Origin of the sequence: Proteiniclasticum ruminis DSM 24773 (assembly GCF_000701905.1) — a bacterium.
In the GTDB taxonomy this organism is placed as follows: domain Bacteria; phylum Bacillota; class Clostridia; order Clostridiales; family Clostridiaceae; genus Proteiniclasticum; species Proteiniclasticum ruminis.
The window spans coordinates 920,655-932,904 of the sequence record NZ_JNKC01000001.1; the positions used below are offsets into that span (position 1 = coordinate 920,655).

Annotated in this window: 10 protein-coding genes and 2 pseudogenes; 1 reads left to right on the plus strand and 11 read right to left on the minus strand. The window is 40.3% G+C overall.

Going from position 1 to position 12,250, the window contains the following annotated elements:
* Window positions 1-144 precede the first annotated feature (144 nt).
* Entirely contained in the window at window positions 145-636 is a 492-nt protein-coding gene (locus T487_RS0104510) for a pyridoxamine 5'-phosphate oxidase family protein (protein ID WP_051651496.1), read from the minus strand.
* 220 nt (window positions 637-856) lie between these two features.
* Here T487_RS0104510 and T487_RS0104520 point away from each other — a divergent pair, with 220 nt between their 5' ends.
* Window positions 857-1,375 carry a GNAT family N-acetyltransferase gene (locus T487_RS0104520; protein WP_031574548.1) on the plus strand — a complete coding sequence of 173 codons (519 nt, stop codon included), beginning with the start codon at window positions 857-859 and terminating at the stop codon, window positions 1,373-1,375.
* Between the two features lie 45 nt (window positions 1,376-1,420).
* Here T487_RS0104520 and T487_RS0104525 read toward each other — a convergent pair whose 3' ends face one another.
* The 10 genes and pseudogenes from T487_RS0104525 to pfkA all read right to left on the minus strand — a co-directional run bounded on the left by T487_RS0104525 (window position 1,421) and on the right by pfkA (window position 12,161).
* Window positions 1,421-1,642: a YdbC family protein gene (locus T487_RS0104525; RefSeq protein ID WP_031574551.1), complete on the minus strand. Its 222-nt coding sequence runs from the start codon at window positions 1,640-1,642 to the stop codon at window positions 1,421-1,423.
* A gap of 88 nt (window positions 1,643-1,730) precedes the next feature.
* The gene (locus T487_RS0104530; RefSeq protein ID WP_162178217.1) at window positions 1,731-2,486 is read right to left on the minus strand and encodes a formate/nitrite transporter family protein; all 756 of its coding nucleotides are present in this window, start codon (window positions 2,484-2,486) and stop codon (window positions 1,731-1,733) included.
* A gap of 383 nt (window positions 2,487-2,869) precedes the next feature.
* On the minus strand, window positions 2,870-3,457 hold the full coding sequence (locus T487_RS15780) for a helix-turn-helix domain-containing protein (RefSeq protein WP_074542592.1): 588 nt from the start codon (window positions 3,455-3,457) through the stop codon (window positions 2,870-2,872).
* Between the two features lie 232 nt (window positions 3,458-3,689).
* On the minus strand, window positions 3,690-4,154 hold the full coding sequence (locus tag T487_RS0104540) for an immunoglobulin-like domain-containing protein (protein ID WP_031574557.1): 465 nt from the start codon (window positions 4,152-4,154) through the stop codon (window positions 3,690-3,692).
* A gap of 358 nt (window positions 4,155-4,512) precedes the next feature.
* A complete protein-coding gene (locus T487_RS16180) occupies window positions 4,513-5,223 on the minus strand; it encodes a helix-turn-helix domain-containing protein (protein ID WP_074542593.1) in 711 nt (236 codons plus the stop codon).
* A 284-nt stretch (window positions 5,224-5,507) separates the two neighbouring features.
* Window positions 5,508-6,421 (minus strand): annotated as a pseudogene (locus T487_RS15340) (virulence RhuM family protein).
* A 308-nt stretch (window positions 6,422-6,729) separates the two neighbouring features.
* Window positions 6,730-7,593, minus strand: a pseudogene (locus T487_RS15345) (recombinase family protein); the annotation flags it as partial.
* 118 nt (window positions 7,594-7,711) lie between these two features.
* Entirely contained in the window at window positions 7,712-9,076 is a 1,365-nt protein-coding gene (gene rlmD / locus T487_RS0104560; protein ID WP_031574563.1) for a 23S rRNA (uracil(1939)-C(5))-methyltransferase RlmD, read from the minus strand.
* A gap of 335 nt (window positions 9,077-9,411) precedes the next feature.
* Window positions 9,412-11,184, minus strand: coding sequence for a pyruvate kinase (gene pyk, locus T487_RS0104565; protein ID WP_031574565.1), 1,773 nt, complete (start codon window positions 11,182-11,184; stop codon window positions 9,412-9,414).
* A 20-nt stretch (window positions 11,185-11,204) separates the two neighbouring features.
* A complete protein-coding gene (gene pfkA / locus T487_RS0104570; protein WP_031574568.1) occupies window positions 11,205-12,161 on the minus strand; it encodes a 6-phosphofructokinase in 957 nt (318 codons plus the stop codon).
* Window positions 12,162-12,250 lie beyond the last annotated feature (89 nt).

The window sequence follows — 12,250 nt, forward strand, 5'->3', positions numbered from 1 at the left end:
TTTCACTTCTAGTATACGCAATTTCGTCAAAAATTCTACATATCACGTTTTTTTCGTACCGCAGTCGGAGTATGCTAAAGAGTGGAATGAGTTGATATGAGAAAGAACCACCGAAAAACATCAGTGGTTCCTTCTGTCTTTACGTTAGAAATCTTTGGGTTTCTTTCTTTCTTTTGCCGTGATCTCGAGAACTTTTACTTTTACTACTTCCACGGATAAAGCCATCTGCTCACTGATCTCAAAGGATCTGCCTGTCTGGTGGAGCATCAGACGCTCTAATCCTTTCACTTTTTCTTCTGGGTTCTCCACAATATCTGCACTTCCTCTGGCTATGACAGAGGAAAAGGACGCTCCATATCTGCAAGGAACATCACCGCCAGAGACTACTTCCACATCTGCATCCAGTTCGATGCATACATTAGGATTGTCTCTTATCAGATCCAGCTTATGTCCTACTTTTGCAGAGTGCATATAGAAGAGCAGATCTTTTGTTTCAGAATCATACGTATACCCGAAATGAAGCGGAACAATATAAGGATACGCACCATCAAATAATCCAAGACGCAGAATCTTAGCTTTCTCTATTATTTTAAGAATGTCTTCAAACTCCCGTACTTCCCGATCCGTTCTTCTCATAGTACTCTCCTTTTTCTTCATATCTTAAATTCATCAGCCAGATAGAATTCTTCCCGCCCTTCATAAGGCTCTACCTCCTCACAAATCATGACGAAAGACTTCATAACTCTATAGCGGTTTGAGTTCAACACTTTTTTCTTTGCCATTGTATGAAAAATGAATGTTTACTAGTTGTCTTCTATTATCTTATAATTGAAAAGAGAAAGAAAGAGGTGGCTTTATGAGTATTATTTTCAGACGAATGAGCATGGAAGACGTGGAGAGTGTGTGGCGCATGTTCCAGGACATCAGAGAAGAGAAGATTGACATGTCCTTTGCCGAAATATCCAGTATTGAAGAGGTTACATCCTATGTGGATAATCCCTCAGAACTTACTTATGTGGCTGTTTCAGAAGAAGATCCTCATACTGTGCTCTGCCTCATAAAAGGAAAGCGTGAGATGTCGGAAGAAAAAAAGCATGCAGTCTTCCTGTCCGCAGCTACTGCCCGAAGCGCTAGAGGAAGGGGCCTTGTTTCAAAACTCACAGACTATGCTTTGAATGAGATGGAGCATGAAGGCATCACCATCGCGAGAATCTATGTCTACAGCAATAACATCTCTTCCATCAAAGCCATCCAGAAGATGGATTTTACACACGCTGGAACCGTGCTCATGCATCATAAAGATCGTGCCACCGGTGAATTCGTGGACGACTTGATTTTCCATAAGATCTTAAATTTAAAAAGCAAGGCATTCTAATTTTAGATTAGAGTGCCTTGCTTTTTCAGCAGCTTTATTACAATGTTAAAGGTCTAAATCATTAAAGAGATCACGAAGTTTCTTCATCTCTTCTACGCTCAATGTTACACCTTTTCCCATTTTCTCATGTTCAGGTGACCAGTCTCTGATGTCATACTTTGGCTCTCTGTCATTCCAGCTGATGAGGTTCACTTGCTTTGACCAGCCTCTGTTGTTTTCTGAAAGTATGCCTAAGGTTTCTTTGATCTCATACTTGATATCTGCCATAATCCTCATTCCTTTCATCTGTAAGTGATTCTTAGTATATACACTTTTTATGAAAAATCAATGTAAGCGCCGGCAGTTAGGGACAGGTCTATGCAGCCAGTTCTTTGTCAATGTAGTAATTTGCTCCAGCAATTATCACAGCGCCACCAACGAAATTCCCAATCGCAACCACCACAAAACTAATTAGAATGCCAGCTACGGTAATATTAGCTCCATTGACAAATGCCATAACCAGATAGAACATATTGGCAACAATATGTTCTGTGCCACTGAGAACAAAAACAGCAATCGGGAACCATACCGCAAGGATTTTACCTGCTACTGTCTTCGCACTGTAAGCCATCATCACCCCACTGCAGACAATAATATTACACAAAACTGCACTGATGAACATCTGTCCAACGGGCATTGTTGTTTTTACTACGGCACTATTGGAGATTACTTCAATCATATGTTCACTGAAGATTCCCGCCCCTGTGCTGAGCAGCGCGATGATTACTGCACCAACAAGATTTGCTGCGAGTACTGTAGTGAGCATCTTCATAAATTTGCCCATTTTTACTGATTTTTTATACACACTGAGAATCGCCATGCAATCACTGGTAAAGAGTTCGCTTCCCAAAAGAAGTATTGCGATGATACCTGTTGGGAAAATCAGCGCTCCCAAGAACTTTCCCACACCTGGATCTTCCGTATAAGCTACCAGTCTGAAATAAGCGATTGCACCAATCGCGATGAACATTCCTGCAAGAATCCCTTGAATGACCAGCGCCTTAATATTTCTTTCTGTTTTGCTCACTCCGGCATGTTCAATGTATTCCATGATTTCTTTAAAACTTTTCATTACTTCCTCCAACATTCTTCCTGTATACTGTTTTTTTTGTTTCTTTTTCTCTTCCCCATGAAATCCTAAGAGTACTAGGATCCGCTTCACTTTTGTTTTGCTGCTATCTTTTTTGGTCTCCTTCCTATGATTTTTAACAGTGATATTTTTTTAATAATGGCAATTGAAACTAGGCCTAAACGCAGTTCATCATCGAAACACTTTAAACAGTAAATGTTTCGATGATGAATTAAATCTAGATTATAAACCCTACATGACAAACTCCCTGATAGGGTTCTTTTCTCCTGCATTTACACAATCACATTCCATTATACAGTATGAAAGAGGAGGAGGTCAACAAAAGCATGTGATTTCCAGGAGTATTTAATCGGTACCAGGTACCGTTAAAACAGCTTCCTGCTCGATTTCTTCAAATAATGTTCAAAAGAAGGCTGTCTCATGATTATCTTCTCTTTCATATAAGGATAGACTATGATTGCTATTCCCATTAAAACAAAAGAAACACATAGCACAATCAGCCACTCTACATTATTATGCTCAATAAATGCAGATATCCCTGACGTTATCCTGGTTGAATTCTCCTCTCCTGCGATTGCTGTAGAGATTTCAACTGGAAATATGGAACTTAGTATTCCTATGATGAGTATACCAAACAGACCCATTAAGGAAAGGGAGATTCCCAAGTAGTTGTTAGAAATACCCAAGAAACCTTCACTATTTTGGGGCTTCTCTTCAAACATTGTAGCATCATTCTCATGAACCTCAATTTCGTCTTTTAACAAATAATCTATGGAAACATGGAACAGTTTGCTGAGCTGAATAATATTTTCTGTGTCAGGCAAAGAGCTGTCGAGCTCCCATTTTGATACAGATTGCCTTGATATGGTTAGTTTTGTTGCTAACTGTTCTTGCGATAGACCATTTTGTTTGCGTAGAATTTGTAGTTTTTCTCCGAATGTTATGATGACCACCTCCAGTATTTATGGTTCCAGTATGGAGTTTAAAATAGATATAATCTACCAAGTTGACTTTGAACCTACGCAACTGTCAGTTGCATACCAAAGAAAAGAGAGAGTTTGCATCTCTCCCATCTATGCAATAACGACTCCATTCTATCATTCACTTCCAACGCTCCGAATATAGTCTTTCAGATCATCGATACCAGTGTACATTCTTGATATCTTGTCATCCGCATAACGATCCTCACTCCACAATTTCAAAAACTTGAGAAACGAAGAAATATTCATTTCCAGGTTCTTCTTCTTTTCTAATTTCATTATACTGTGAAAGATTGAACTCTTTTACGATCCGATATTTCCCGGGTTTTACATTCTTCCAGTATTCAAGATAAATTGGGTACTCCTCTTTACTATTGGGCGGAATATGATATAGTTCCGGCGTAACTTCTGCATCTACAACAGTTTCCATTTTATACCACTTCCCTAATCGCTCTCTTTCAAACTCAAACTTCGAACCAAACCAGATGCTCTGATCTGTTCCGTTAATAAGCGTATAATAAATAACATTATTGTTTTGGCGAACATCAGTGATTTCTACCTCGCCTACAGAATTCAATTCCATACGATCGTATCCTGATCTTTTCCAGCCGCTACATCCGGTAAAAATAGTGATGATGACCAATGAAAAAGCAATTACTCCTTTTTTCAAATATATCCCCCCCTGATTCTGTTGCTACTTAGCTATGAGTCATAATAAATACTCTTGTTTATAATAGAGTTTCTTTAACCATAACACGAATAGAATGTCATCTCGACCTCTTATTCAGATGACTTTGAAAGTAATCATTTAACAATTATCTTTGCTATATATTATCTATCCCGGATTATTAAACACTTATTGTAATCGCTATCCAAAAACTTACTGAGATGACTATAACAGATATGAGGCGTCGATTTGAATATTACATAAAATAATCTACTTTTCTATGTAGGACTACAACTATCTCCACATGTCTAAAAATGATAACATTGAGATCAGAGATTGATCTTACTCCGCTTAATATATATTAATCATTAGGTGAGTAAGAAACCTTCCTATTTTTGAATCCATGTCTCTTTGTTACTATCTTTGTCATCGTAACATTGAGAAACATAGTGATAAAAACAAATAATATAATAACTACAATCAATGCATCAATCGTATCTTCGATTGCAGCCCAATCACCTGTATGCACTTCGTTTGAAATATTTAAGAACTGAATCATAAGTGATATTAGAGTAAAGCCTAAACTTGAAATTATAGAAATAACAATCCCCCCTGAATTTGCATACGAGATTTGCCAAATTGGGATTCCCCAAGCAATCAGACCAGCGATAATGCTACCAACAGAAAACAGCACTATCTCCCCATCAGAAACAAGCAGAAGCAATAACAATAATGCAACGAGCGTAAACCCTGAGAGTATAACACTTCCAATGCCCTTTACAACTTTTGACGTTATCTTTGATAACTCAATTATGTCCATCATTAGATTCTCAGCCTCTTTCGTGCTAATATGTTCATTCTCATTACGCTTTGCCTGCATCAGTTCAACCAAGCTCACTTCCAATGCTTTTGCCAGAGCTTCAATACTATTTATATCGGGTAATCCAACACCCCGTTCCCATCTCGATACAGCTTTATCAGTAACATGAAGTTTTTTAGCAAGATGGGTTTGAGTCATCCCGAGTTCTTTTCTTCTTTCTGAAATAAATGGACCCAATTGTTTTGCATCCATAAATCCACCTCCCTTATAACTTCATACTATATCCTCAAGTCTGTTTCAATCAACCGATGTTTAGTTTACATTCTCATGTATAAGATAAACGTACTGTTTACCTCAAAAAAACAAATTTGATTAACTAAAGTTAACCATTAAGCAAAAAGCTTGAACCGTTGTGTTTTACTGGAAACATAAACTTCGAATCATCATTAATATATTATGGTCACCATTCTCCTGCAATACCCCATAACTCCTACCCCTTTCATGAAATCACTTCCATTGCGGAATCTAAAACAGGGTTATTTCTTATGTGTCCATTCATGCTCTTCTAAATACATATCAAAATCATCTTTTTTAGGTGCACTTAACCGTTTTTTATTAAACTTATCATATTCTTTCTCAGCAAGCTCTTTAGCCACTTCACGTGAAATAGACCCTGCACCAGTAAGAATATCTCTCTCATTAAAATTTAGGAAGGCATTAAGCTTCTCTTCCAATCCTTCATATACATAGGATTACGTCTTTCTGCCTGATCTTCTGCATAATCGAGATACATGGTTACAATACGATTGAGGGACTTTATCTCTTTTTCCGTCAAATAATTCTTAGCAACAGTGATATCGCCTTTACGCACCTTATCACCCTTCCAAGTGGTAAGTCCCATATTATCTTTTGACGCATCAGCTCTTTGCTCAATAAGTTCTGCTGCCGTATGTCCATGAATAGCAAAATGGAGCTTGTTTTGCACTGTTGCAAAGAACTTTTTAGCTTCTTCAGATTTTCCATCATAATCTATGGATAAGGCATAGATATCTGTGATCTTCTTATAAAATCTTTTCTCCGAGGCTCTAATATCACGTATGCGTTCTAATAGCTCATCAAAATAATCATCACCAATATTACGCATACTCTTAAGGCGTTCATCATCCATAGCAAAGCCTTTAACTAAGTATTCGTTTAATCTTTCTGTTGCCCACCGTCTAAATTGTGTACCTCGACTAGAGCGTACACGGTAACCTACTGCAATGATTAATTCCAGGTTATAAAAACGTACTGTTCTCTCAACCTCTCTATTTCCCTCAGTTTGAACTATTCGGTTTTCCCGAATAGTTCGATTTTCTTCAAGTTCACCTTCTGCATAAATGTTTTTTATGTGCTCATTTATGGTATTAACGCTTTTTTGATAAAGCTCAGAAATCGCCTTCTGTGTCATCCATACAGTCTCATTTTCAAGTCTACATCTATTTTTGTTTTTCCATCTTCTGTCTGATATATGAGAAAATCGTTATTATTTTCCAATATAACCCTCCTTCACCATAAGTAGCTTCAATCTATGTTCCTTATTATTATAATCTTACCAAAGTGGCTATAACTTAACCACATAAACCTCGTTTTACTTTATATTTTCTTTCCAACTCAGAATTGATTTTGAGAAATCTTTTTCTCATGTCATCTTTTCATCAAGCGGGCATAAAAACATACCAACTGTATTGTATACTTCATTACGTTTCCATCTGCCCTTATGATCACTTCATGGCTATTTTCAACATAATACTGTGGGACACGGCCTTCATTCTTAACCCTTTTCTTTGTTAGAAAATCCACCGTAAAGGTCTTCTGTAGAAGGGCATCCCCGATATATTTTTCATTCATCGGAATCTTCTTTATGGTCTCCGGTCGCCATCTTGGTTTTCCTGCAGCTGTTAAAATACCGTCCTTCTCAAGATCCCTACCAATGCCTGCTAGGCTTTTACCCTCAAGGTACTCTCTGTAAATGCGCTTAATGATTTCAGCCTCTTCATGAACAATGATCAAGTTCCCTTCTTCATCTTTTGTGTACCCCATAAAGCGATTGTGGTTGACCTGGACTTTACCCTGTTGGTATCGATACTGAAGTCCCAGCTTAACATTCTGAGAAAGGCTCTGACTTTCTTGCTGCGCGAGGGATGCCATAATGGTAAGTAGCACCTCTCCTTTAGCATCCATTGTATTGATGTTCTCTTTCTCGAAAAATACGGATATGTTCTTATCCTTGAGCTGCCTAATATATTTTTGGCAATCCAGAGTATTGCGGGCAAATCGACTAATGGATTTTGTAATAACCAGATCGATGTTCCCTTCCATGCACTCATCAATCAAGCGGGTAAACTCTTCTCGCTTTTTCGTGTTCGTGCCTGAAATACCATCATCTGCAAAAATGCCTGCAAACTCTCATTCAGTATTTTTCTTTATGAACTCAGTGTAATGAGCTACCTGTATCTCATAGCTGGAGTTCTGCTCTTCCATTTCTGTAGAAACTCTGCAATAGCCAGCAACACGCAGTTTCTTTACTTTTTCGTTTGCAGCTGTACTTCCCACCCTTTTTTCGAACTGGATAGATTTCAGTTATGCCTTTCTCATCTTATTACAATTTATTTCTCACATAAAAAACCGTGATTATCCTCCTGGTTTATGCCAGATCTCAAATCACGGAAAGTCCTTATTTACTTATGTTTTTACACCCTTATTTCTCTATCCTTGATATCAATACAACCGTCTCAACGTGATAGGACTGAGGGAAGTTATCAATGGGAGTCACTTTCTCTGTTCTATACCCAAGTGTCTCCAGTATACCGAGATCTCTTCCAAGAGAACCAGGGTCACAGGAAACATAGACAATCTTTTCAGGGTGGATCTTCGCTATGGATTCAAGAAGAGAACCGTCACATCCCTTTCTTGGAGGATCCACAACAACCACATCCGCATGAATGCCTCTCTCCATAAGGTCTACGATAACCTCTTCAGATTTCCCAAGAAGGAACTCTACATTCTCAACACCATTGATCTTTGCATTTACCTTGGCGTCAGCTACAGCTTCCGGCACAATCTCAATACCATAGACTTTCTTTGCCTTCTGCGAAAGGAAAAGAGAAATGGTTCCTGCGCCGCAGTAGCAGTCAAATACAGTCTCACTACCAGAAAGGTTTGCATATTCTAGTGCCTTTCCATACATCACTTCCGTCTGCTTTGGATTCACCTGGAAAAATGAATGAGGAGAAATCTTAAATCTAAAAGGTCCGATGTAGTCTTCTATGAACTCTTTTCCATAGACCAGATGATTCTGCCTACCAAGAACCACATTGGTATCTTCACGATTCACGTTAAGAATCAGTGATTGGAACCCAGGAAGCTCTTTCAGCTTTGTAAGAAGCACATCTAGATGTGGCACATCCTTACTTGTAACCACCAGCACCACCATAAGATCTCCTGTACTGAATCCCTTTCTGACCATAAGATGTCTGAGAATTCCCTGAGGATTCACCCTTAGATCCTGATGGTAGGTGGAAATATCATAAGTCTCCGCCCAAGTTCGAAGCACAGAAAGCACCTCATCTGCTTCCTGATGCTGAACGATGCAGGCTTCAATATCCACGATTCTATGGGATCTTTTCGCGTAAAACCCTGCCACAAATTTCCCATCCACTCTGCCAAGAGGAATCTGAACTTTATTCCTGTAGCGGAACGGTGTGTCCATACCCAGTGTATCCTCCACCGTCACATGGGAGATTTTACCGATTCGTTCCAGGGAATCTTTGACCCTGGTTTTCTTAAAGTCCAGCTGTCCTTCATAATCGCTGTGCATGAGATGACAGCCTCCGCATCTGTAATAATAAGGACAGGGCGGTTCCACCCGGTGACTGCTCGCCTTCCCCACTTCCACCATCTTCGCAAATCCGTAAGATTTATTGGTCTTCAGCACCTTAGCATGGATCTCTTCCCCAGGCAGTGCAAACTCCACAAACAGAGGATATCCTTCTACTTTTCCAATGCCTTCCCCTGTATGGCCCTGCCCCGATATGGCCAGCTTTATTTCATCATTCTTCTTCATGTATACCTACCCCATCATTCTCATTCTTTCTCTCATTATAATCTATAAAGCTACCGAACCACAAAAAAAATGCACCCATTCAAAGGGTGCTGAAGTTTTTGAATCAGTTGCCAATAATTCAATTTTTTACATGTACTACTATATCATCAGTTTTTAGCCTAAATGTAAATTTTTAGAGTCTAAATTGTAAACTTTTTATTAAATTTTATAAACCATAATCATATAACACCTAAACTGATTGAGCCTCAATGCGTTTCAAAAATATGTATAAAATGTTAATTTTTATATTCCAACAAAAAGGAGCCCGAAGGCTCCTCTCATGGATATCTTAAATTCTATGACTTCAGTACTGTTCTGCCATTGATCACAAGACTTCTCTTTCCATCGATGGTCACAAGAGTACCTTCAGTGAGAACAGACATAGCGTCTAATGCTTCAGCAATGACTGGTATGTCATGTTTCATGGCTTCCACAGAGATTTCAGGGGTCACCTGATTGGTTTCTACTATGACTCCTGCTGTCTTATGGATGATATTGAGGTAATCGTCTGTAAGAGCATTCACCACAAGAATATCTCCATCAGAAATCTTCTCATCGGCCATCTTGAAATTAATGGCTTTCTTGATGACACCACTGACCACCTGCTTGGTCTCGTGGGTCCTCTTTCCTTGCAGCAGCACATCTCCAATGAGATGAACCTTGATCATATTGGTGGATCCTACAAAGTTAATTGGTAGACCCGCAGTGATGACTACAAGTTCTCCATCCTTCACGAAGCCTTTTTTCTTAGCGATTTCAGCAGTGCTGTCAATCATTTCATCCGTGGACTCATAAAGCTCTGCAACAATAGGGTATACGCCCCAGTACACAGACAGCTTTCTTGCCACATTCTTGCTTGGTGTGATGGCAAGAATCGGACACTCCGGTCTGAATCTGGACACGTTTTTCGCTGTGCTTCCTGATACAGTCGCTGAAATGATGGCGGATGCGCCAAGCTCATAAGCTGTGGTCACACTGGCAAGAGAAATGGCCATGGGCACAGAAGAAGCATGGCTCATCATGAGCTTGGAGAGCACCTTGTCGTGCTTGATGCGTCCTTCCACGTCTTCCGAAATCTTCACCATGGTCTTTACTGCTTCCACAGGATACTTGCCATTGGCTGTTTCTCCTGAAAGCATGATACAGTCAGTACCATCTAAAATCGCATTGGCCACATCTGAAACTTCAGCTCTTGTTGGTCTTGGGAAGCGGACCATAGACTCCAGCATCTGGGTTGCTGTGACTACAGGCTTCCCAGCCAAGTTACACAGTTCAATGATTTTCTTCTGGATTCCAGGCACCTGCTCCAGGGGAATCTCCACGCCCATATCTCCACGGGCAACCATGACACCGTCAGAATACTTCACAATTTCTTCAACGTTGTCTACGCCTTCCTGGTTCTCTATCTTGGACATCAGGAAAATATCATCCGCTCCAAGATTTCTGAGCACTTTTCTTATGGCAAGGACGTCGTCCGCTTTACGGATAAACGATGCTGCAACGATATCTACACCCATCTCCACACCAAAGGCCAAATCCTCCAGATCCTTTTCCGTCAGCGCAGGAAGCTGCGTCTTGATCCCAGGAAGATTGATTCCCTTGTGGTTGGACACTGTACCAGAGTTCAGTATTTTCGCTTTGATTACCCCTGAAACCAGCTCCACAGAAACGACTTCTAGTGCAACAAGACCATCATCGATGAGGATTCTGGATCCCACTTCCACATCTTCCGCAAGCTTATTGTAGGTCAGAGAAAACTTTGTGGCATCCCCAAGAATCTCTTCCTTGGTATGGATGTCGATGAATTTCCCTTCTTCCAATTGAACTGGAGCATCTTTGAAATCGTGGGTTCTGATTTCAGGACCCTTGGTATCAAGAAGAATGGCTACAGTTTTCCCTTGCTCCTCTGCAATCTTTCTTACTCTCTCCATTTTCATGCGGTGATTCGCGTGGGTATCATGGGAAAAGTTATGTCTGGAAACATTCATGCCCGCCTCGATGAGCTCTCGGATGGCTTCCTCACTTTCTGATGTGGGTCCAATGGTACAGATAATTTTCGTTTTACGCATGTTCATCCTCCTATTTTTTCTTATACAAGGTCCATGGCAATCTGATAGAGTTTTTCATTAAAGGGTCTTGTCATACTCAGCGCTTCATGGATATCATAATCAACAATATCTCCTTTTACAGTCCCGATGACTCTTGCGGATTTTCCTTCTATCAGAAGCTCCACCGCACGGTGTCCCATACGGGTAGCAAGAATTCTGTCGTAGGCTGTAGGCATACCGCCTCTCTGAATATGGCCCAGTACAGTAGTTCTTGTCTCAATACCTGACACATCTTCAATCTCTTTTGCAATCTCTTCAGAATTTCCGACACCTTCAGCAATGACCACCAGGTTGTGATGCTTCTTGTGTCTTTTTCCGTCCATGACGGTTTTGATGATTTCATCTTTGCTGTATTTCTTTTCCGGAACCAGAATGGTGGTGGCTCCACCGGCAATTCCTGCATACAGTGCAAGGTCTCCACAGTTTCTTCCCATAACTTCCACCACAGAGACTCTCTGATGGGAGGAAGAGGTATCACGGATTTTGTTGATGGCATCTATAACGGTGTTCTGGGCAGTATCAAATCCAATGGTACGGTCCGTATAAGCCATGTCATTGTCTATGGTTCCAGGAATTCCTATGGTTTTGATGCCAAGATCGGATAATCCCTTTGCCCCCAAGAAGGATCCATCTCCACCAATGACCACAAGTCCTTCTATGCCATATACTCTAAGCACCTGTGCAGCCTTTTCACGAACCTTAGGATCCGCAAACTCAGGGAATCTGGCAGTTTTCAGGATGGTTCCACCCTTCTGGATGATATCAGATACTGAGCTTCTGTCCATAGGAAGGATTTCTCCCTCATGGAGCCCTAAGTATCCTTTGTAAATCCCCATGACTTCTATATTGTTCACAAGAGCAGTACGTACAACAGCTCGGATGGCCGCATTCATTCCTGGCGCGTCGCCACCGCTGGTCAGTATCCCAATTTTCTTCATTTTTATATACCCTCCTAAAGAGGCAGAAGAGGTTCTCTTCCGTCCATTAAAATTTAGCCCATCTTATTGTATCTCTAAAATGAAATGAT